Source organism: Henriciella marina DSM 19595, assembly GCF_000376805.1.
Taxonomy (GTDB): domain Bacteria; phylum Pseudomonadota; class Alphaproteobacteria; order Caulobacterales; family Hyphomonadaceae; genus Henriciella; species Henriciella marina.
The window spans coordinates 1-20,240 of sequence record NZ_AQXT01000002.1; the positions used below are offsets into that span (position 1 = coordinate 1).

Genomic DNA, 20,240 nt, shown 5'->3' on the forward strand with positions numbered 1-20,240 from the left:
CAACAGACAACTCAGCCGCCGAAGCAACTTCGATGATACCGCCTAGGCCCTCGCGCCTTGCCGATTGCTCATGCGAAGCGGTCAGTGCCAGGACGATAATGGACCCTGAACATATGGTGATCAGACAGAGTGGTTCAAGACTTAATTTTTAAGAGATGGCTCCACCTGAGCGTTGGGGCTTAGTCGCAGCGTTCTACCGCCCGTCATAGACGCCACGTCCACGTAAACGGCAGAATCTCACGATCATCGTCATCCCGGTTTTCGCGGAGCGGAAGACCGGGACCCAGTTGGTCTGGCTTGGTTGCGCTGGGTCCCGGATAAAGCCTGTCGGCTTTTCCGGGATGACGGGGTCGGGTTTTGTGGTGGGGATTGCGGGTGGTGCTCTCCCTCGGGCGGGGCTCTTGCGCATCACTGCTACGGACGCGTGCTTTGCTGAAGTTGCTCCCCCTCACCCCTAGCCCCTCTCCCAAAGGAGAGGGGAATTCGTTCGCGCGTACTTCAAGGCGGGGCCTCAGATTACCGTCCGGTCTTCGCGCACCCTGATCGTTTCTCCGGGGCGCCGCTTTCCTGCCAGAAGCCGGCGGGTGAGGCGTTCATAGTGCTGGATGAAGCGTTCGACCCAGCGCGTTTCCGCGTCGGTCAACGTCCCCGACGGTCTGCCGAGATTGCCGGCTTCCTGTTGAAGGCGCCAGCCCAGGACCGTCTCGAAGCCGGGCGCGTCGAGGTGGATGAAACGATCCGCCATGTCCCAGAGGGCGGCGTAAGGCCCGGCGAGCTGGGCTTCCTGATGGCGCCGCCAGTCGCCAGCCGTGTCTTCGGCCTCGACGGCGTTTAGCGGCGCATCCGATGGGGCGGCGGGATCAGGCGCCACGCCCATAAGCCAGCCTTCGAGGATTATGAGGCGGGGGCGATCTTCGAGCGTGAGGCGGCGCGGGCCTGGGGCGCGGTCGTCATCGCGTTTGGAAAAGTGGGGGAGGGTGAGCTCTGTGCCCGGCTGTGCGGTCTTGAGCGCGGTGAGCGTGTCGATGAGAAGGGGCACGTCATGCGTGCCGGGCGCGCCGCGCGTTGCAAATAGGGGGTGGATGTCGTCGGCGAGGCGCTGGCGGTCTGCCTTGGGCAGGTAGAAGTCGTCTATGCCAAGGCCAATGGCGCGGGGGCCGAGGGCCTGAAGCGCGGACTGGAGCGCCGTCGATTTGCCGATGCCCTGCGCGCCGGAGATGAAGATGATGGCAGTGGCATTGCTGTGCTGACCGGCTTCGGCCTCAAGGAGAGGGAGAAGGGCCTCAGCCAGGCTGGTCATGGCGGATTTATTGCCCCTCGCGGCGCCAGGCGAGGATGAGGAAGGCGAGGATGAGGATGACGGCGAGGAGGCCGGGGAGGAGCGGGACCGAGGTGGAGCTGCGGACGGCGTAGGCGCCGCGCTCGCGCAGGCCGAACCAGCCTGCGCCCGCCGCGTTGGCGCTCGCGCTTACGCGGCGCAGGTCCGGGAGGGCCGCGCCGGGGCGAGTGAGGTCATAGATGCCGCCGCCGGTGGCCTCCGAGACCGGGCGAAGCACGTCGCCGGTCGCTTCGAGGGAGGCGTATTCCTTTGGATTGGCGGGGCCGTTCAAGGCCACCGCTTCGAGGCCACCGGATGTGGCGCGGAAGAGGCCGAGCTGGTCGATGGGAAGCTCTGCGGTGAACTCACCGGGGCCAGTCTCTGTCCAGCGGGGGTTGAGGGTTTCGCCGTCCGGGGTTTCGACGCTTAAGGTAGGGGCGGTGTCAGAGAGGGTGCGCAGGCGGGCGCGCATCGTGTCGCCCTGGGCTTCGAGCAGGAGCTGGCGCTCTTCAAGTTCAGGCTCTTTCATCAGCCAGTGGACGGTGCGGCGGATGAGTTCGGCGAAGGGGCCGCCGCCATCATAGCCGCGCGCCCAGAGCCAGATCTGGCCTGAGAGGATCTGCGCGACACGGCCGTCTCCGACGCGGTCGACAACCAGCAGCGGGTCATCATTCTGCGCGGTCATCAGGACATCTCCGACCTCTGGCACGGCCTCGATATAGCGGACCCAGTCGCCCCAGGACTGGTCTGGCAGGGATTGGGTAATGGTGTGGCGGCGGCCGGTTTCGGAGAGTTGCGGCGTGAATTTGCCGACTTTTATGGTGCCGGTGGGGAGCGCTGGCAGGACGCCGGCCAGAGGGGTGTTGGCAAGGCTGGCAGGGCCTGCGAAGTCTTCACCCGCCGCAATCAGGAGTGCGCCGCCTTCGGCCACATAGCGGGCCATATTGGCAAGATAGCTCATCGTGATGACGGTGCGCCGTTCATATTGGTCGAAGATGATGAGGTCGAATTCCTTCAGCTTGTCTTCGAAAAGCTCATCGGTCGGGAAGGCAATAAGTGCCATTTCCTCAAGCGGGGTGACGTCCTGCTTGTAGGGCGGGCGGAGGATGGTGAAGTGGACGAGATCGACCGACGGGTCTGATTTCAACAAGTCGCGCCAGACACGGCCTGCGGCGTTCGGCTTGCCGGTGATGAGAAGGACGCGGAGGCGGTCTCGCACGCCTGAGAGGGTGGAGGCGGTGCGGTTATTGGCGAGGGTCAGTTCCTGCTCGCCTGCCGGGGTCTCGACGACGACGATATTGTCACCGCGCCGCTCAATCTCGATGGGGAGCGGCGTGTCCGTGCCGGTCTGGACGGTGATCTGGCGGGTCTCGCCGCCATTCATGGAATAGGTGACGGTGGCCTGTGGGCTGACCGGGTCATCCACGCGCACGACGAAGGCGGCTTCTTCGCCGACAATGCCGAAATCGGGGGCGCGAACCAGGGATATGCGCCGGTCGCCGCTTTCGGGGTCACCCGTGATGAGGCTGTGGATCGGGCCGAGGGCTTCAAGACGCGAGAGGTCCTCTGGCACGTCATGGACCTGGCCGTCGGTGACGAGGACCGCCCCGGCGATCCGGTCGCGCGGGACGTCAGCCATCAGGCCTTCAAGGGCGGCGATGAGATTGGTGCCGTCGGCGCTGGAATTGGTCTCAATGAGCCGGACTTCCAGCGAGGTATCGGCGTCCATGTCGGCGCGCAGCTTTTCGAGGGCGGCGTCGGCGATGGCTTTGCGTTCGCCAAAGCTCATACTCTCGGAGCGGTCGACGATGATGGCGGCGACCGAGGGCAGCGGGTCGCGTTCCTCTCGGACATAGGCGGGGTTGGCGAGGGCGGCGGCGAGCACGGTGAGGACGGCGGCCCGCATCAGCCAGGCGCGGCCACGCCAGTAGAGATAGGCGGCGTAGGCCAGCACGCAGAGCGCAAGCAGCGCCCACATGAGCGGCCAGCCCAGCAGCGGATCGAAACTTATGCGGCCTGCTTCGGTCATTCGGGCTGTTGCTCCTGTCTGCGCAGGATCTCTTCAAGGTCGATCTCGCCGGGCGCGCCGACTGGGGGGGCGGTCTCGCCATCCTCGCCTTCGCCGAGGCGTTCGAGGAGGGCCGGGATGTGGACCTGGTCTTCCTTATAGTTGCCGGTCAGCACGTACATGATGAGGTTCACGCCAAAGCGGCGCGCCATTTCGCGTTGTTCGTCGCCGCCATCGACGCTGAGCAGGGGGCGACCATTGTCGTCGATGGCCCATGCGGCGAGGTAGTCGGCATCGCCGATGATGAGGCCGGAGACGCCGTCGCCGCGCCGTGTGGCCTGTTCGCCGACACCGGAGGATTCGATCCAGAGCTGGCGGTCCTGATAGCGGCCGGGAAAGCCGTCGATCAGGTAGAAGCTGCGGGTCATGACATGGTCCTGCGGCACCGGCTGCAGCGGCGGGGTGTCGAGGCCGGGCAGGACGCGGTCGAGGTCGGCAAAGCTGTTGGTGCCTGCGACGCTGCCGCCGCGTCGGGTATCGATGAAGAGCGCGCCGCCATTGCGGAGGTAGACGTTGAGGCGCTCAACCGCGCGGGAGCTGAGCGGTTCGGCGTTGTCCGGCAGGCCGATGACGATCATCGGATAGACGTCCAGCGCGTCGGTTTCCGGATCGACGGCGTGTGGTTCTGCCGGTTCAACGGAGGTGCGGCGGAAGAGAACAAGCGAGAGACCGCGCAAGCCTGCGCGCGTGGTGCGGTCGACCGTGGCGTCGCCGGTCTCGATATAGGCGAGGCGCATTTCCAGCAGCGCTTCCATCGCCTTGTCGATCTCGCCTGTCTGTTCGATTTCGGTGCCATAGCCGGGCGAGACGCCGTAGCTGTAGAGGTTTGGCCGCATGTCATCGAACTGGCGGGCTTCGGCTGGCCTGTCGGCCATCGGAATGAGGGTGAAGGCCCCAAGCGCGATAAGGGCGGCGTGTGCCCCGCGCCGCAGGACCGGCAGGCGCCCGGCGATGGCGAGCGCGATGATGAGGTCGAGCGCGATCAGGAGACCAGCAAACCCGAGAAGCAAGCCGCCAAGGCGCACCGTCTGGGCCTGTGCATCGCCCAACAGCTCTGTGCCAGCGGGCCAGGTGGTGACGAGGGCAGGGATGCCGCCGGCAGCGGTATTGACGGCGCGCGTGCCAGCCGGGCCGCGATAGAGACCGGGCGGGTTTGCTTCTGACGGGACAAGACCGCCAAAGTCGGCGGCAGCGATGGGCGAAGCGTTCGGGCCGGGGCTGACGAGCTGGCCGTAGCCATTGACCACAACCTCTGGCGTATAGGTGCCTTCGGCGTCCTCAGCGGTTTCACCGCGGCCCGCGGCGATGGCGCGCCGGAGCATTTCAACGAAGGTGCCTGAGTAGGGGAGGTCGGACCAGTCGGGCCCGGCGGTCACGTGAAAGAGGACGATCGTGCCCTGTCCGCGGCTGGCGCCCGTGACGAGCGGTGAGCCGTCCTGCAGCCGCGCCCATGTCCGGCTGGTGAGCTCTGGGTCAGGACGGGCGAGAACCTGTTGCCGGATCTTGATGTCGGCAGGGGCCGCGAGGCCCGCGAAAGGAGAGGTTTCGGGATAGCTGCCAATGCTTTGCGGCTCTTCCCAGGTGAGCGCCCCGCCAATCGCGCGCGAGGAGCGGCGAAGCGGTGTCGGCACGAGGCTGTCGGCCTGCGCGGCAAGCCGTGGGCCTGCAAACCGGATGAGCGCGCCGCCATCTTCGACCCATGCGGTCATGCGCTCTTCAAGATCAGGGGCGAGCTGGCCAATATCGGTCATGATGATGGCGTCGGGGTTAGCGGCGACCAGCTCTTCAATCGACCCGTCAGTGATATGGGCAAAGGGTTCGAGCGCCTGGCGGACATAGTGCATGTCCGAGAGAAGCGGCTGGGCGGTCGCATCGCCGGAGACAAGACCGACGCGCCGCGAGCGGGCAGACGAGTCCCAAAGCCAGAGACTGCCTGCGCCCTGCTCGCCTGTGATGGCAAACCGCTCGACCCGGGCAAGAGCGGCGGCAGGCACATCGAAGCGGGCCGTGGCAGTGGTCTCGCCGACGGCAAATTCGGCTTCGGCGGTGGCAAGAGCTGCGCCGTCCAGTGTGAGGGCGGAGACGTAGGTCTGCGCCGCGTCGCCTGTGTTGACGCGGTGAAGGGTGAGCGCGGCGCCATCAGCCTGCGAGACAAGGCCGCTGATGGCAAACGGGCCGCGCGGCGGGGCCGCGTAAACGCTGAGCGGGGCACGGGCCGCAAGCGCGTCTGCAAAGTCGCTAGCCGACTGGGGGTGGAGCCCGTCGCTGACCCAGAGGATACGGCCCGGCTGGATGCCGGACGCGTCGAGACGCTCTAGCGCATCTTCGCGGTCGACGCCCCACGACACAGGATCAAGGGAATCGAGCCGTGCCGAGAGATCGGTTCGGGTCAGCCGTTCGCCCGGGTCCGTATTGAGGCTGCGCGGCGCGGTCAAAAGGATGTGGCCCGCCGTGTCGCGGCCTGCGCCGTTTAGCGCGGCGGAGGCGGCAGACCGCATCTCGCTCCATCGCGGTGTGCTGGTCCAGCCATTGTCCATCACGACGAGAACAGGACCGCTGGCTTCGCCTGTTGCCTGCGCGCCCGGCGCGTAGATTGGTTTGGCGAGGCCGATGATTGCGGCAGCGGCGGCCAGTATCCGGATAAGCAGGATCCACCAGGGGGTGCGTGCCGGGGTCTCGTCCTGCGGTTCGACATCGTCGAGCAGGCGCAGCGATGGCAGGGCGGCCTCCTGCGGGGCAGGCGGCGTGGCGCGCAGGATGTACCAGATCACCGGCAGCGCGATGAGGCCGAGCAGCGCGAGCGGGGCCCCCAGAAGGAATGGTCCGAGCGTCATAGCCGCGCCCCGAAGGTCTCGAAGGCCTGCTTCAGCGCGCCTGCGCCATGCAGGATGTCGTCGCCGGTCGAATGATGGACATGCTGCCAGCCAAAGCTGATCGCGAGCTGTTCGATGGCCGCGGCGTGCGCCCTGAACCGTTCCAGATAGGTCTCTCGGATGGTCTCGGCGCGGCCGAATATGCGAAAGAGGGGCGCCCCCGGACGGCTGAAACGGACGCGGCCTTTCCAGGGAAAACTCTCTTCCACCGGATCACTGATGGAGATGAGGACGCCTTCCTTTGAGGCCCGCGCCAGAGGCGCCAGCCGGTCGCGCCAGATATCTATCGGATCGTAAAAGTCGCTGGCGATGGCGAAGATGGCGCGGGCACGTGGCGGCGGCGGAAACTGCGCGTTGCCGGAATTGAGCAAGTCTTCGCCAAGCTTGTCTGCCGACGCCTTGCCGAAGCTTGGCTTTCGGCCACTGCCAAGGACGCCGATGCGTTCGCCACCTTTCGACAGCATCAAGCCGTTTGCCAGCATCAGGATGCGGGCGGTGTCAGCCTTGGTGCGCCGACCGCCGTCGCCGCTCCAGTCAAAGCCTGCATGCGGATCGCACCAGAAGAGGATTGTCCGGGCGGTCTCAAGTTCGGTCTCGCGGACATAGATATCGTCGCCGCGGGCAGACCGGCGCCAGTCGATCCGCTGGGCGGTGTCTTCCTGCGAATAGTGCCGGTACTGCCAGAACTGCTCGCCTGTGCCTGCACGTTTGCGCCCGGCTGCGCCAAGGTGTGCGGCGTCTGCGGCGCGTGCCTTGAGGCTCAGGCCCGGCACGGCGCGCACGATGTCTTCAGCCTCTGCCCTCAGCGCCTCAAGATCCATCGGTGGACACCTCATCGGCGCAGTCGAGCGCGGCATCGAACTTGGTGCGCCATGCCATTGGCGTGCCTGAGGCGTCAGTGCGCTCGCTCAACCGGTCCTGCTCACTGAGGCCAGCCTCGGCTTCAACGCCGCGCAGAAAGCTCTGGGCCTCGGACGTTTCATCTTCGATGCTGCCAGCCGAGAGGCCGACGCCTTCGCGGTTGGACCAGGCGTAGAGGACGCGGACGGCCGCGGTATCGAGCTCTGCCTGGACAAGCCGGCGATCTGAGGCGCTAAGGCCTGTGCCGCTGACCTCCATGGCGAGATCTGCGCGCTGGATGGTGCGGTAACAGTCAGCGAGCTCGTCGCCTGATGGCGGACCGGGGTCACGCTCACAAGCCGCTAGCGCGGCCACAGCCAGCGTCAGGCCTGCGGCCAGTCGGCAAAGTTGTGGCGTGGCAGCCTGCATATCAGCCTGTCGATTTTGCGAGGTCGTCGATCAGCTCGCGCATGGTCGGGGCCTGACCGGTCGGATCATAGCGCATGGCCATACGGTGCCCGAGGCAGGGTTCGGCGAGCGCTTCGACATCTTCCAGCGATGGCGCGAGACGACCGCGAAGCAAGGCGCGGGACCGGCAGGCCAGCATAAGCGCCTGACCGGCGCGCGGGCTTGGGCCCCAGTCAACGAAGCGTTTGACACGCTCGTCCGAAGTCTGTTCAGGCCGGGCTTCCCGCACGGTGGCGAGGATGGCGGCGAGGACTTTTTCGCCGACGGGCATCTGGCGGACGATGCGCTGAAGCGCCTGAAGCTGTTCGCCGTCGATGGCCGGGGAGACGACCGCGTCCGAAAGCCCCGTCGTTTCGACGAGGATCTGGCGCTCGGTGTCGAGATCTGGATAGGTGACGTCGATTTTCAGAAGGAAGCGGTCAAGCTGGGCCTCTGGAAGGGGGTAGGTGCCTTCCTGCTCGATCGGGTTCTGGGTGGCCAGCACATGGAAAGGGGCAGGCAGGTCATGGCGGACGCCGGCCACTGTGACGTGGCGTTCCTGCATGGCCTGAAGAAGCGCAGACTGGGTACGCGGCGAAGCGCGGTTGATCTCGTCTGCCATCAGAAGCTGGGTAAAGATCGGGCCCTTGATGAAGCGGAAGCTGCGCTCACCGCTGGCGCCTTCGTCGAGCACTTCAGAGCCGAGAATGTCTGATGGCATCAGGTCTGGCGTGAACTGGATACGCTGCGAGTTGATGCCAAGGGCGGTGCCCATGGCTTCGACAAGGCGGGTCTTTGCAAGACCGGGCGCGCCGATCAGCAGCGCATGGCCGCCTGCCAGAATGGCCGACAGGGCAAGTTCGATCACGCGGTCCTGGCCGAAGACGGCTTTCGCGATCTCGGCTTTGACCTTTTCCAGCGTTTCGCCAGCGGCTTCTGCCTCTTGTACAACCGCGTCATTATCGTCTGCCATGAGGTCTCCGTCTTTGCTCCGGGCTAGTTCAGACCTACGTCTAGGCAGAATGATGGCGGAGCGCGACGTGAAATCCAATGAAAACACTGCAATCAGCTTGAACGACCTGCTGAAAGTCATCGCACCGGACCCGAGCGGGCAAAAACTGCCCCCTGTTGAGAGCTGGTCGCCGGAGCGGTCTGTCGATATCGACATGGAAATCAGGGCCGATGGCAGCTGGTGGCATGAAGGCGGGCGAGTCAATCGCCAGAAGCTCGTGAAGCTGTTTTCGACGATCCTGCGCAAGGACGAAGACGGCTCGCACTGGCTGGTGACGCCTTACGAAAAGGTTGTCGTCCATGTGTCCGATGCGGCATTCATTGCGACCCGTGTCGACCGGGCAGGCGAAGCGGGCGAGGACCAGTCGCTGGCCTTTGTGACCAATGTTGGCGATGTGGTTGTTGCGGGCGCTGACAATCCGTTGCGGATCGAGACAGACCCGGAGACGCTTGAGCCGTCGCCCTATCTGCTGGTGCGCGGGCGGCTTGAAGCGAAACTGTCGCGTCCGGTCTTTTATGAGCTTGCGGCCATGGCGGTGCCTTCGCCTGATGATGCTGGCCGGCTTGGCGTCTGGTCGGATGGTGTGTTCTTCGACATCGGTCCGGCGCAGGACTGACGGAATATGGCATTTGTGGACCTCGACGACTTTCTGGCGCGTGCGCGCCTGCGCCTCGACCCGGTCACCGGGGAGGAACGCCTGGCTGAGGGCGGCGACATCGAGTTTCTGGACGCAGACGGCATTGCCGGTATTCGGCGGGCGGCGGTTCTGGTGCCGATCATTCCGCGGGCTGGCGGGCCTGCGGTCCTTCTGACACACCGCCCGGACACCATGCCGACGCATCCCGGTCAGGTCGCCTTTCCAGGTGGCAAGGTCGACCCGATCGACGCAGATGAGATCGAGGCTGCGCTGCGCGAGGCCGAAGAGGAAGTTGGCATCGACCCGGACCGGATTGAGCTGATCGCGCGCGGGGCGCCGTACATTACAGGTACCGGATTTCGCATCGTGCCGGTGCTGGCTGTCCTGCACGAGAGCTTTGTCGCGCGGCCCGATCCGGTGGAGGTCGACAGTGTGTTCGAGACGCCGCTTTCCTTCCTGATGAAGGCGGCCAACCATCACCGCCAGCAGACAAGCTGGAAAGGCCAGGTCCGGCATTATTACGAGATGCCGTATGACGGCCACCGCATCTGGGGCGTGACGGCAGGGATCATACGCGCTTTATATGAACGGCTATACGAACCCGGGGAGGAAGCGGCTTGACCTACAGGATCATCTTTCAGCTTGTGCTGTTCCTGTTGCCATTCTTCGCCTATGGCGTCTGGCGGCTGGCACGGCAGGAAGCCATAGAAGAAGGGCGCAAACCTTGGCCGATTACCAGCCTGTTCGCCATCGGCGCGACGCTGGCCGTGCTGGCGTGGATCGTGCTGATTTTCGTGGACCGGGGCGGGCGGGACACGTGCATCCAGCGCTCCTATACCGATCCGGAAACAGGCAGGATTGTGGCGGCGAAAGAGGTGCCTTGCGAAAAGCGCAGGGACGAGCTCGGCCTGCCGGCAAGCCGTGACCCCGGCAGCCGTGCGAAGGGCCTTGGCGGAAGTGACCCGGCTGGGCCAAACGAGCCGCCCGGCCCGCTGGACCCGGAGGCGCGTGATGACACACCGACGCTGGAAAGCGAAGACGTTGAAGACCGCACGACCGCTGCGCCGCAATGACCCGGCTAGAGAACACTGACTGGATCGACGCGCCCACCACACGCGCCGTGATCGCCGCCTTGCATGATGCAAGGCCCGGCAGCGCGCGCTTTGTTGGTGGCTGCGTGCGCAACGAGATCATGGGTAAGCCGGTCGATGATATCGATATCGCCACGCAGCTGACGCCTGAGGCGGTGATCGCCGCGCTGGAGGCCGCCGGTATCCGCGCCATTCCGACAGGGATCGAGCATGGCACCATCACGGCGGTTATCGACAGCAAGCCGTTCGAGATCACCACGCTTCGCCGCGACGTTGAGACCGATGGGCGTCACGCCGTTGTCGCCTTCACCGAGGACTGGGCCGAGGATGCTGCGCGCCGCGATTTCCGGCTGAACGCGCTCTATGCTGACCCGGACGGCACGTTGCATGACCCGACGGGCGGGGGCCTCGACGATGCGAAGACTGGCCGTGTCATTTTTATTGGCGACGCAGACCAACGCCTGCGCGAAGACTATCTCCGAATTCTTCGCTTCTATCGCTTTAATGCCTGGTATGGCGCGGGGATCGACCCGGAGGGCCAGGCTGCCTGCGCCCGCCAGAAGGATGGGCTGCACCAGATCGCCGTGGAGCGGATCTGGAAGGAGCTTCGCAAGCTGCTAAGCGCGCCAGACCCGACGCCTGCGGTCAATGCGATGGTGGAGAGCGAGGTATTGGCGCTCCTGTTGCCGGAATCGCAGTCGCTGGATGGGCTGCATGATTTGCGCGTCAGTGAGACATTGTCCGGTGTCGGCGCCGATCCGATGCTGCGTCTGATGGCGCTGATCGACCGCAGCGCGCCGTCGGTTATGGCGGTGTCCAAACGGCTCAAGCTGTCCAATGCCGAGGCGGACCGTCTGACCATGTGGGCGGCCGACAATCTGCCAGCCGTTCAGGGCATGACGGGCGCGGAGCTCCGCCGGGCGCTCTACTGGCATGGCAAGCAGGCCGTGGTCGACCGCGCGCTGACCTCCGGCGAGAATGTCCGCGACCATCTCTACGCGATCCGCGCCTGGAAGCGGCCAGAGTTTCCCGTCGGCGGCGAAGATGCGCTGGCGGCGGGCCTTCAGGGGCCCGAGATCGGCAAGGCGCTGCGCGCGCTCGAAGAATGGTGGATGGGCGAGGACTTCCAGCCAGACCGGGAAGAGCTGCTGGCGAGACTGGCGAAAAAATCCTGATTGCGCGCTTTGCGCGAATTTTGTATAAGCAGCGTTGTAGCAATGAGGCCTCAGATGACGGATGAAAAGAAACCGCAGGGCCTCAGGGAAACTGAAGCTGGCCAAGATGGCCGGATCGAGCCTCCAGCTGTCGACGTTGACGCTGATGATCTCATGGACATGGCTGAAGATATCATGGCCGAGAACAGTGCGTTGCTGCGCGCGCTTGCCAGATAAGTGAGACGAGCTGGCTCCGCAAATCTTCGGCGAGATTGGTCCTGAGGCCTATGCCGACTGGCTGCGTGAGAACGTCGAGCCGGTCTGAGGCGTCTAGTTCGCGTAGACGATGAAGCCGTTGAGGTAGGCGGCGAAGCAGACCCAGCCGAGATAGGGGACCTGTAGGATGGCCGAAATGATCGAGTGGCGCGCGAAGGCGCGGATCATCAGGATGATGAGCGCCAGCAGGATGGCGATGATGATGAGCGCGATGAGCGGCGACTGGAAGCCGAAGAAGACCCAGCTCCAGGAGAGGTTCACGGCCAACTGGGTAAAGAAAATGCCGAGCGCTGCGCTGGCGCGGGCAAAGGATTTTGCTTTCAGGCGCACGATGATCGCGCCAAGCGCCATCAGCGCATAGAGCACAGGCCAGACGATGGCGAAGGCCTGGTCTGGCGGATTGTAAGGCGGCTTGTTCAGCGCCGCATACCACGGGTCCTGACTGCCGCCGGAGACCAGACCACCAAGCGCGGCAACCGCGATCGTCAGAGCGATGATCGCAATGATGGCGCGCCACGGGCTGTTTTTGCTGGTGTCTGATGTCTCGGTCATTTTTTCGTCTTATCAGGGCGCTGGCGCGCGGTCACGGCCATTTTACGACGGGCGGCATGGAGGAAAGGATCGAGTTCACATTGCCGCCGGTCTTGAGGCCAAACGTCGTGCCGCGGTCATAGAGCAGGTTGAACTCAACATAGCGCCCGCGCCGTACGAGCTGTTCTTCGCGTTCCTCCTCATTCCAGCTTTCCTTCATACGCCGGCGAACAAGCTGCGGGTAGATGTCCCTGAAGGCTCGCCCGACATCCTGCGTGAAGGCAAAGTCAGCCTCCCAGTCGCCGGTATTATGGCGGTCATAGAAGATGCCGCCCGTGCCGCGTGGTTCATCGCGGTGATGAAGGTGGAAGTACTCATCGCACTGGGCGGTGAACTGTGGATAGAAAGTCGGGTCGTGGCTGTCGCAGGCCGCTTTCATGGCGGCGTGGAAGTCGACCGTGTCGGGGAAGCCTTCTTCGCGCTGATAGGTGAGAAGCGGGGTGAGGTCAGCGCCGCCGCCAAACCAGCTTTCGCTGGTGACAAGCATGCGGGTGTTCATATGAACGGCGGGCACGCGCGGATTGCGAAGGTGCGCGATGAGCGAGATGCCTGCGGCCCAGAACCGGCCACCGGATTTGTCTGCGCCGGGGATCTGCGCGCGGAAGGCTTCGGAGAAGTCGCCGTAAACGCACGATGTGTGCACGCCGACTTTCTCGAAAAGCTTGCCTTTCATTATGGCCATCGTGCCGCCGCCGAGATCCTCGGTGCCGTCACCTCGTGACCAGGGCGTGCGCATGAAGGTGGCCGGCGGACCGGGATAAAGCGGCGGCTGCGCTTCGGCTTCCAGTAATTCGAAACTGGCGATGATTTCGAGCTGGAGTGCCTCGAACCAGGTCCTGGCCCTGATCTTGCGCGATTCTAGTTCGGTGTCGGTCATGTTCCCTGCCTTTACCCAGCGGGCATAGTCGAAGTGGCGCCGTGAGCAAACACCTGTTGGCGTAACCTCGGTGCCGCACCCCGGTCAGCGCCACCAGCCCGCGCCGCTGCGTCGCATGCGCTGACGCACATGTGCGCCTTGCAAAGCCCGTGCGCTCGCGGTAACCGCAGCGCAGATATATGCGGGGAGGTGCATTTTGCGGCGTTGCGCCGCAATGATTTTCCGCACCGATATTGTATGCATCTCGGAGAAAATCCTTGGTCAGAGGACTGGAAGAGTGAGCGACGCGCAAACCACACCACACGAGACGATCGACGAAGATCGTCGTGATTTCATTCACATCGCAACGGCAGCGACTGCCGTAGCTGGCGCTGGTGCGCTGGCCTATGTCTTCGTCGACCAGATGAATGCAGCCAGCGACACGAAGGCGGCATCCAGCCTCGACGTCGATGTTTCGAAAGTGCCGATGGGCGGTGAAATCCGGGTTCTGATCGGCGGCAAGCCGTTCTTTATCCGCCACCGGACCGAAGCAGAGATCCGCGCTGCGCGCAGCGTCGATGTCTCATCGCTTCCAGACCCGCAGAGCGACGAAGAGCGCCTGGTGCCGATGGAGGGCGGTGAGTATAACACCGCCATTCTCGTTACTTCGGGCAGCTGTACGCATCTTGGTTGTGTCCCGGTTGGTCCTGCGCAGGGCAATACCGGTGACTTTGGCGGTTGGTACTGCCCCTGCCACGGCTCGCACTATGACACCTCCGGCCGCATTCGCCGCGGGCCCGCTCCGACGAACCTTCCGGTTCCGGACTATAACTGGGTCAGCCCGGCCGTGATCAATATTTCGCTTTAAGGAAGAGGACGTAACACAGCCATGAGCGGACATGCCTCGACATACGAGCCGAAGACCGGCTTCACGAAATGGCTCGATTCGCGCCTGCCGGTTGTCCGGCTGGCCTATGACAGCTTCGTCGACTTCCCGACGCCGAAAAACCTGAATTACTGGTACACGTTTGGCGGCATTCTGGCCGTCTGCCTGATGACGCAGATCATAACCGGTGTCGTCCTTGCCATGCACTATACGGCAACGGTCGAGGGCGCGTTCGCGTCGGTTGAGCGGATCATGCGCGACGTGCCGTTTGGCTGGCTGATCCGCGGCATTCACGCGAATGGCGCGTCGATGTTCTTCCTGGCGGTCTATATCCACATGTTCCGCGGTCTCTATTACGGGTCCTACAAGGCGCCGCGCGAGGTCCTCTGGATCCTCGGTGTGGTGATCTTCCTGCTCATGATGGGCACGGCCTTCCTCGGCTATGTGCTGCCATGGGGTCAGATGTCCTATCACGGCGCAAACGTGATCACCGGTCTTATCGGCGCGGTCCCGCTTGTTGGTGACAGCATCAAGGCCTGGCTGATGGGTGGACCGTCGATCGGTAATCAGACGCTCCAGCGCTTCTTCTCGCTACATTACCTGCTGCCATTCATGATCGCGGGTGTTGTGATCCTTCACATCTGGGCGCTTCACGTGCCGGGTAATAACAACCCGACCGGCGTCGAACCCCGCAAGGACAAGGAAGGTCTGAAGCAGGACACTGTCCCGTTCCACCCGTATTACACGGTGAAGGACGGCTTTGCGATCGTGGTCTTCCTGATCATCTTCGCCGCGTTCGTCTTCTATATGCCGAACGTTCTTGGTCATGCTGACAACTACATCGAAGCCAACCCGCTGGTGACGCCTGCGCACATCGTGCCTGAATGGTATCTTCTGCCGTTCTACGCGATCCTTCGCGCCATTACGTTCAATCTTGGACCGATCGATGCCAAGCTGCTTGGTGTCATCGCAATGTTCGGCTCGATCGTCGTGTTGTTCTTCCTGCCCTGGCTGGACACGTCCAAAGTTCGCTCGATGCGCTACCGCCCGGTGGCCCGTCAGTTCTTCTTCGGCTTCGTGATCGCTGGCCTGCTTCTCGGCTGGTGCGGCGCGGCTAATCCGGATGATCCGATCATCCCGATGGGGTCCGACAAGCTGGTCGTCAGCTACACGGATGTGAACGGCAATGAAGCAACGCAAACCTATGAAGAATATGCGGCTGCTTCGAGCTTCCGTGACCAGAAAGCCGCTGAAGGTGTCGATGCGGTCATCGCCGTCGAGAAGGCGCCAGCGTTCCGCTTCGTGCATCTGGCGCAGGTGCTGACGCTCTACTACTTCGCCTACTTCCTGGTGATCCTGCCGCTTCTCGGCCTTCGCGAGAATCCGAAAGATGAGCCGGTCTCAATCCACAAGGCGGTGCTCGGTCATGACCGCGCTGCCCCGGCCCCTGCCGAATAAGAGGTCAAAGCACATGAAACTCCTGCGTTTTATCTCTGCCGGTCTCGGCGCTGCCGCCATCGCGGCGACAGCCCATGCCGCAGGCGGTGCGCTCCACGCGCATGAGCCTGAAGAAGGCTGGGCCTTTGAAGGCCCGGTCGGTGAGCTCGACATGGCTAGCGTCCAGCGCGGCTATCAGGTCTACCGCGAAGTTTGCGCCTCGTGTCACTCGATGCGCCTGCTGAGCTACCGTAACCTCGGTGAGCCAGGCGGACCGTTCTATGATCCGGAATATCCGAACGCCAATGACAACCCGCTGGTGAAGTCATTTGCGGCACAGGATGAGATCCTGAGCACTGAGCCGAACGATGTCGGTGATTATGACTATCGCCCGGCGCGCACATCCGATCCGTTCAAGTCGCCATATCCAAACGCGGCTGCGGCCCGCGCGGCTAATGGCGGTGCGCTTCCACCTGATCTTTCGGTCATTACCAAGGCCCGCCATGGCGGCGCGAGTTACATCTACAGCCTGATCTCGGGGTATCCTTCCGAGGATACGATGAGCACACGTGAGATCGAAGCGGCTGAAGAAGAGATGCCTGTGGCGGAGGCTGAGGCCGAAGGCGAAGGCGAAGGTGCCGAGGCCGCTGAAGCCGGCGAGATGGAAGCTGCCGGGATGTCCGAAGGCGAGACGGCAACGCCCGAAGCTGAAGCATCGGCCCCGGCACAACCGATGACCGAGACGGTCATTGACGTCGCCGCAGTCGAAGCGCTGTCGCATGGCGACTACCATTATGAAGGCGAGCTCGTTCAGCCGGCCGGTCAGTACTACAATCCGTACATGGCGGGCGACACGTCGGCCCAGTGGCGCGGCGATCCACGTCATGCACCGCCGGGCGGGTTCCTTGCGATGCCGCCTCAGCTTTCAGATGGCCGCGTCAGCTATATGGACGGCACGGAAGCGACGGTTGAGCAGATGTCGATCGACATTGCGAACTTCCTCCAGTGGGCTGGCGAGCCAAAGCAGAGCCAGCGCAAGTCGACCGGTCTTGCCGTGATGATCTATCTCCTGATCTTCGCGGTGCTGCTGTGGTTCTCCTTCCACCGGATCTGGCGGAACGTGAAGCACTAGCCGCGTTCCCGTACATACCAGACGAGAAAATGCCGCTTCCTGCAGATCAGGAGGCGGCATTTTTCATTGGCGGGTCCTGTGGGCTCAGTCGTCCGGGAACCGGTAGCGAACCGACTGGACGCCTGAGTAGATGCCGTAAGCCCCGATGGTGGCGCTCGCGATAATGAAGAGCGGCAGGCCGAAAGGTTGGGCGCGTATCCAGCCGAGCGTTGCGGCGAGGCCTTTCACATCGGACGGGTCTGTGCTGACCGCAGCAACCAGAAGGAAGATGCCGATAATGCCAAAGAGGATACCGCGTCCGCCGATGCCGAACTCGATCACCGGCTTTACCCGCTGCGCCCAGCCGGAAAGGTCGAGGCTCTCCTTCCACTGGTTTGACTGCGTGCGCCAGACCTGGGCCACGCCGATCCCGATCAGGATCAGCCCGCCAAGGCCAACCAGCCATGAGCCGAATGGCTGCTCCATGAGCCATTTGGCGGAGGCTTCCGTCTTGCCGCCGCCGCCGCTATCATCGGCGTCAAAAGCGGTCGCCATCGCCGCAAAGCCAACGAGGGCGTAGCTGGTGCCGGACGACACCATTCCGAGACGGGCGAGGACACCTTTTGCGTCATTGCCCTGATCGTCCGTGTCGAGGGCTGCCTGTTGATAGCGCCAGAGCGCATAGAGGAAGAGGCCGAGCCCTAGGCAGACCAGAAGGGTCCGGCCGCCGACTTCCGTCTCGATCATGCGGAACGCTTCACCGGGCGTCGCGCCATCATCCTGTTCGCTGGTGAAGGCGGCTTTCAGAAGAAGGAAACAGACGGCGAGATAGACAAGGGATCTTGCCCCAAGGCCGATACGAGCAAGAAAGCCGGTGACCGACCTGAGTTTATCTGAAGCTGTCATGACCTAGAGACGCTTGGGCGTGCGGGGCGTTCCGCCTGGTCATCGCTGACAGCGCTTGATTTCAGGCCGGGGGCCTGCTTTCAGCCATGGGAGTTGGAAGTCAGGAGTTACGGGACATGAGCGAATGGGTCATCGGCGTGATTGGCGGCTCCGGCCTCTATGAGGTTGACGGGTTTGAAGACAGGGAAACCATGAAGGTCGAGACCCCCTGGGGCGCGCCATCCGATGAGCTGGTCAAGGGCCGTATCGGCGACGTGAAATTCGTCTTCCTGCCCCGGCATGGACGCGGCCATAGACTGCCCCCGTCGCGGGTGCCGTACCAGGCGAATATCGATGCGCTGAAGCGGGCAGGGTGCACAGATGTGCTGTCGATTTCGGCCTGCGGGTCGCTGCGTGAGCGCTATGCGCCCGGCGATTTTGTCATGGTGGACCAGTTCATCGACCGGACCTTTGCGCGCGAGAAGAGCTTTTTCGGGCCGGGCATGGTGGCTCATGTGTCCATGGCCGAGCCTGTCTGCGAGCGCCTGTCAGAAGCGGCGGGAGATGCCGCCGAGAAGGCAGGTGTGACGGTCCATCGAAGCGGGACATATCTGGCGATGGAAGGCCCGCAGTTTTCCTCGCGGGCAGAAAGCTTCCTCTATCGCCAGTGGGAATGCGATGTGATCGGGATGACCAATATGCCTGAGGCCAAGCTCGCGCGGGAAGCGGAGCTTCCCTATGCGACGATGGCGATGGTCACCGATTATGATTGCTGGCGCGACAGCAGCGAGGCGGTGTCTGTCGCAAATGTTCTGGAAATCATGCAGTCCAACACTGCCGCAGCGAAGACAGCGATCACGGAACTGGCGCGGATGCTGTCGGGCGTGGCGCGGACGCCGTCTCCGCAGGCGATCGAGACCTGTCTCGACTATGCGTTGATCACCGCCCCCGATGCACGCGATCCCAATCTTCTGCTCAAGCTGGACGCGGTGGCCGGGCGTATCCTGAAATAGGGTGCCGGCGCGGGGTACTTGCGGTACCCGGGCGGTGTCAGGGCGGTGTCGGGTCGGCGTTTGTCGAGGGCCCGGCGTCGGCGCAATACGCGTGAGACGCGAACGTGTTCGACCTCAATTCTCTTCTTTGTTAACGTCACGCCGCTGGGCGGGAAAAATAGAGAATGAATGCAATAAATTCCGATACAATGATCGTGGGCGGCGTCGGCCTGCTCATCCTGGCAGCGCTGGTTATCGGCTTCGTGCTGTGGCGCGTCCGGTCGGGCCGCAAGCCTGTCAACGGTACTGCCTTCAAGCTTGTCGGCGATGAGTTCCGGTTCATGCTGCATCAGGCCATCGGTGAGGTCAGAGACCTGGAAAAGGGCTGGATCCAGCAGCCTGACGGACTGGCGACAATCAAGCACCCTCAGTTCAATGGCCTTTCGCGGGACGCCGAGTACGCAAAACAGCGGCCTCTTGATGGTCTCCATGCGGCCTATCAGAACATGGAGGCGAGCAAGGAAGAGGTTCGCGCGGCGCTGTCTGGCAATGGCGATCGGTCAGCTGCTGTCGATGGCTACAAGCAGAGCACGATTGGCGCGATTGCAGCGCTCTATCTCTGGGAAAAGCAGGATGGCCGCAGTCCTGAAAACACGCCGACGACACGTAGCGCTTTTGTCCGGGACTGGATGAAGGAAAACGATATTTCGCAGGCGCTCATACCGGGTATCGCGCTTCGCGATGAGGTGGTCGAGTATCTGCGCCAGGCGGGAATGACGCTGACACCGAAGCCAATGGCGATGACGGCCTACGAGTATTATGGCCGCGCGTCGGGCGATACAGGCATGGTGGCGGCCGGAACACCCGACGAGGCCGTGGCCGATGATGTGCCAATTGTGCCGCCGCCGCCGGAGACGCCTGTCGCGATCGAGGAAGAGGCGCCTGCGCCAGTCGAAGCAGAAAGCGAGACGGCGGCAGACCCCGTACAAGAGGCGCCCGCCGACGCAGAGAGCGGCCCTGAAGTGGGGCCCGCCGAGGAAGAGCCGCAGAGCCAGGGGGCTGTCGCAGCCGATCCGCCTTATCCGCATAATCCGGGTGAGCGTGCCGCCCCCGTCACCGTCGCGCAAATTGCCGGGTCCGGTGATCCGCCGCCGCCAAGCCGCCGGCGCATGCGACGCCGCCGCTAGGCTGGAAGTCGGTTTGCAGGCTCAGAAAAGGCTGTAAAACGGCTCCATGGATTTCAAATCGAAGATACGGACAATTCCCGACTATCCGCGCGAAGGCATCATGTTTCGTGATGTCTCGACTCTCATGGCGGACGCAGATGCGTTTGCGGGCGCAGTAGAGCAGCTCTGTAAACCCTTTGAAGGTCTGGAGATTTCAAAAGTCGCCGGGATTGATGCCCGGGGATTTATCCTCGGCGGTGCCATGGCAGTTCATCTCAATGCGGGTTTCCTGCCGCTCCGCAAGCCGGGCAAGCTGCCCTACAGGACATTCAGCGAAGCCTATGAGCTGGAGTATGGCTCCGACGCGCTGCACATGCATGTCGACGGCGTCGAGGAAGGCGAAAAGGTTCTGCTGGTCGACGATCTGATCGCGACAGGCGGGACGGCTGAGGCGGGGGTCAAGCTCCTGCGGCGCGGGCGGGCAGATATCGTATCGGCTGTCTTCCTTGTCGAGCTGCCAGACCTTGGCGGAACGCGCCGGGTGCGTAACATGGGTGTTGAAGTAAACGCGCTCGTCTCGTTTGATGGCGACTGAGCAAA

20 protein-coding genes are annotated in these 20,240 nt (G+C 63.5%); 11 read left to right on the forward strand and 9 right to left on the reverse strand.

Annotated features, from left to right (window positions below):
* Window positions 1-511 precede the first annotated feature (511 nt).
* The 6 genes from F550_RS0100015 to F550_RS0100040 are packed head-to-tail and all read right to left on the reverse strand — an operon-like array spanning window position 512 to window position 8,519.
* The gene (locus F550_RS0100015) at window positions 512-1,300 is read right to left on the reverse strand and encodes a hypothetical protein (RefSeq protein ID WP_018146464.1); all 789 of its coding nucleotides are present in this window, start codon (window positions 1,298-1,300) and stop codon (window positions 512-514) included.
* A gap of 7 nt (window positions 1,301-1,307) precedes the next feature.
* Complete coding sequence (locus tag F550_RS0100020) at window positions 1,308-3,347, reverse strand: hypothetical protein (RefSeq protein WP_018146465.1); 2,040 nt, start codon at window positions 3,345-3,347, stop codon at window positions 1,308-1,310.
* Window positions 3,344-6,220, reverse strand: a complete 2,877-nt coding sequence (locus tag F550_RS0100025; protein WP_018146466.1) for a DUF4159 domain-containing protein — start codon at window positions 6,218-6,220, stop codon at window positions 3,344-3,346. Before F550_RS0100025 ends, F550_RS0100020 begins: the two co-directional genes overlap by 4 nt.
* Complete coding sequence (locus tag F550_RS0100030; RefSeq protein ID WP_018146467.1) at window positions 6,217-7,080, reverse strand: DUF58 domain-containing protein; 864 nt, start codon at window positions 7,078-7,080, stop codon at window positions 6,217-6,219. Before F550_RS0100030 ends, F550_RS0100025 begins: the two co-directional genes overlap by 4 nt.
* Window positions 7,070-7,528, reverse strand: a complete 459-nt coding sequence (locus F550_RS0100035; protein ID WP_018146468.1) for a hypothetical protein — start codon at window positions 7,526-7,528, stop codon at window positions 7,070-7,072. Before F550_RS0100035 ends, F550_RS0100030 begins: the two co-directional genes overlap by 11 nt.
* Window position 7,529: 1 nt before the next feature.
* The gene (locus tag F550_RS0100040; protein WP_018146469.1) at window positions 7,530-8,519 is read right to left on the reverse strand and encodes an AAA family ATPase; all 990 of its coding nucleotides are present in this window, start codon (window positions 8,517-8,519) and stop codon (window positions 7,530-7,532) included.
* 67 nt (window positions 8,520-8,586) lie between these two features.
* Between F550_RS0100040 and F550_RS0100045 the strand changes: the two genes are divergently transcribed.
* Genes F550_RS0100045 through F550_RS19035 form a run of 5 tightly spaced genes read left to right on the forward strand, consistent with a single transcriptional unit; the run spans window position 8,587 to window position 11,677 of the window.
* Entirely contained in the window at window positions 8,587-9,174 is a 588-nt protein-coding gene (locus tag F550_RS0100045) for a DUF1285 domain-containing protein (RefSeq protein WP_233348970.1), read from the forward strand.
* 6 nt (window positions 9,175-9,180) lie between these two features.
* A complete protein-coding gene (locus F550_RS0100050) occupies window positions 9,181-9,816 on the forward strand; it encodes a CoA pyrophosphatase (RefSeq protein ID WP_018146471.1) in 636 nt (211 codons plus the stop codon).
* Window positions 9,813-10,268 (forward strand): hypothetical protein, encoded by a 456-nt coding sequence (locus F550_RS0100055; RefSeq protein ID WP_018146472.1) that lies wholly within the window; start codon window positions 9,813-9,815, stop codon window positions 10,266-10,268. Before F550_RS0100050 ends, F550_RS0100055 begins: the two co-directional genes overlap by 4 nt.
* Window positions 10,265-11,461, forward strand: coding sequence for a CCA tRNA nucleotidyltransferase (locus tag F550_RS0100060; RefSeq protein ID WP_018146473.1), 1,197 nt, complete (start codon window positions 10,265-10,267; stop codon window positions 11,459-11,461). Before F550_RS0100055 ends, F550_RS0100060 begins: the two co-directional genes overlap by 4 nt.
* 54 nt (window positions 11,462-11,515) lie before the next feature.
* A complete protein-coding gene (locus F550_RS19035) occupies window positions 11,516-11,677 on the forward strand; it encodes a hypothetical protein (protein ID WP_018146474.1) in 162 nt (53 codons plus the stop codon).
* Between the two features lie 93 nt (window positions 11,678-11,770).
* On the opposite strand, the gene F550_RS0100070 is transcribed toward F550_RS19035, so the two are convergent.
* A complete protein-coding gene (locus F550_RS0100070) occupies window positions 11,771-12,268 on the reverse strand; it encodes a TspO/MBR family protein (protein ID WP_018146475.1) in 498 nt (165 codons plus the stop codon).
* A 31-nt stretch (window positions 12,269-12,299) separates the two neighbouring features.
* Window positions 12,300-13,184: an oxygen-dependent coproporphyrinogen oxidase gene (gene hemF / locus F550_RS0100075; RefSeq protein WP_018146476.1), complete on the reverse strand. Its 885-nt coding sequence runs from the start codon at window positions 13,182-13,184 to the stop codon at window positions 12,300-12,302.
* A gap of 277 nt (window positions 13,185-13,461) precedes the next feature.
* Here hemF and petA point away from each other — a divergent pair, with 277 nt between their 5' ends.
* Genes petA through F550_RS0100090 form a run of 3 tightly spaced genes read left to right on the forward strand, consistent with a single transcriptional unit; the run spans window position 13,462 to window position 16,618 of the window.
* Window positions 13,462-14,031: a ubiquinol-cytochrome c reductase iron-sulfur subunit gene (gene petA / locus F550_RS0100080; protein ID WP_026180459.1), complete on the forward strand. Its 570-nt coding sequence runs from the start codon at window positions 13,462-13,464 to the stop codon at window positions 14,029-14,031.
* A 21-nt stretch (window positions 14,032-14,052) separates the two neighbouring features.
* Window positions 14,053-15,507: a cytochrome b gene (locus F550_RS16330; RefSeq protein ID WP_018146478.1), complete on the forward strand. Its 1,455-nt coding sequence runs from the start codon at window positions 14,053-14,055 to the stop codon at window positions 15,505-15,507.
* A 13-nt stretch (window positions 15,508-15,520) separates the two neighbouring features.
* The gene (locus F550_RS0100090) at window positions 15,521-16,618 is read left to right on the forward strand and encodes a cytochrome c1 (protein WP_040500400.1); all 1,098 of its coding nucleotides are present in this window, start codon (window positions 15,521-15,523) and stop codon (window positions 16,616-16,618) included.
* An 84-nt stretch (window positions 16,619-16,702) separates the two neighbouring features.
* Here the strand turns inward: F550_RS0100090 and F550_RS0100095 are convergent, their stop codons facing one another.
* Window positions 16,703-17,503 carry a DUF1206 domain-containing protein gene (locus tag F550_RS0100095; protein ID WP_018146480.1) on the reverse strand — a complete coding sequence of 267 codons (801 nt, stop codon included), beginning with the start codon at window positions 17,501-17,503 and terminating at the stop codon, window positions 16,703-16,705.
* Window positions 17,504-17,619: 116 nt separating this feature from the next.
* Here F550_RS0100095 and F550_RS0100100 point away from each other — a divergent pair, with 116 nt between their 5' ends.
* The 3 genes from F550_RS0100100 (at window position 17,620) to F550_RS0100110 (ending at window position 20,235) form a co-directional block, all read left to right on the forward strand.
* Complete coding sequence (locus F550_RS0100100; RefSeq protein WP_018146481.1) at window positions 17,620-18,495, forward strand: S-methyl-5'-thioadenosine phosphorylase; 876 nt, start codon at window positions 17,620-17,622, stop codon at window positions 18,493-18,495.
* A 164-nt stretch (window positions 18,496-18,659) separates the two neighbouring features.
* Window positions 18,660-19,661 (forward strand): hypothetical protein, encoded by a 1,002-nt coding sequence (locus F550_RS0100105; RefSeq protein WP_018146482.1) that lies wholly within the window; start codon window positions 18,660-18,662, stop codon window positions 19,659-19,661.
* Between the two features lie 46 nt (window positions 19,662-19,707).
* Complete coding sequence (locus F550_RS0100110) at window positions 19,708-20,235, forward strand: adenine phosphoribosyltransferase (protein WP_018146483.1); 528 nt, start codon at window positions 19,708-19,710, stop codon at window positions 20,233-20,235.
* The last annotated feature ends 5 nt before the right edge of the window (window positions 20,236-20,240 follow it).

Coding starts and splice junctions, on each gene's coding strand:
- F550_RS0100015 (WP_018146464.1), bottom strand. CDS start 1,300: ATGACCAGCCTGGCTGAGGCCCTTCTCCCTCTCCTTGAGGCCGAAGCC.
- F550_RS0100020 (WP_018146465.1), bottom strand. CDS start 3,347: ATGACCGAAGCAGGCCGCATAAGTTTCGATCCGCTGCTGGGCTGGCCG.
- F550_RS0100025 (WP_018146466.1), bottom strand. CDS start 6,220: ATGACGCTCGGACCATTCCTTCTGGGGGCCCCGCTCGCGCTGCTCGGC.
- F550_RS0100030 (WP_018146467.1), bottom strand. CDS start 7,080: ATGGATCTTGAGGCGCTGAGGGCAGAGGCTGAAGACATCGTGCGCGCC.
- F550_RS0100035 (WP_018146468.1), bottom strand. CDS start 7,528: ATGCAGGCTGCCACGCCACAACTTTGCCGACTGGCCGCAGGCCTGACG.
- F550_RS0100040 (WP_018146469.1), bottom strand. CDS start 8,519: ATGGCAGACGATAATGACGCGGTTGTACAAGAGGCAGAAGCCGCTGGC.
- F550_RS0100050 (WP_018146471.1), top strand. CDS start 9,181: ATGGCATTTGTGGACCTCGACGACTTTCTGGCGCGTGCGCGCCTGCGC.
- F550_RS0100060 (WP_018146473.1), top strand. CDS start 10,265: ATGACCCGGCTAGAGAACACTGACTGGATCGACGCGCCCACCACACGC.
- F550_RS19035 (WP_018146474.1), top strand. CDS start 11,516: ATGACGGATGAAAAGAAACCGCAGGGCCTCAGGGAAACTGAAGCTGGC.
- F550_RS0100070 (WP_018146475.1), bottom strand. CDS start 12,268: ATGACCGAGACATCAGACACCAGCAAAAACAGCCCGTGGCGCGCCATC.
- hemF (WP_018146476.1), bottom strand. CDS start 13,184: ATGACCGACACCGAACTAGAATCGCGCAAGATCAGGGCCAGGACCTGG.
- F550_RS16330 (WP_018146478.1), top strand. CDS start 14,053: ATGAGCGGACATGCCTCGACATACGAGCCGAAGACCGGCTTCACGAAA.
- F550_RS0100090 (WP_040500400.1), top strand. CDS start 15,521: ATGAAACTCCTGCGTTTTATCTCTGCCGGTCTCGGCGCTGCCGCCATC.
- F550_RS0100095 (WP_018146480.1), bottom strand. CDS start 17,503: ATGACAGCTTCAGATAAACTCAGGTCGGTCACCGGCTTTCTTGCTCGT.
- F550_RS0100100 (WP_018146481.1), top strand. CDS start 17,620: ATGAGCGAATGGGTCATCGGCGTGATTGGCGGCTCCGGCCTCTATGAG.
- F550_RS0100105 (WP_018146482.1), top strand. CDS start 18,660: ATGAATGCAATAAATTCCGATACAATGATCGTGGGCGGCGTCGGCCTG.
- F550_RS0100110 (WP_018146483.1), top strand. CDS start 19,708: ATGGATTTCAAATCGAAGATACGGACAATTCCCGACTATCCGCGCGAA.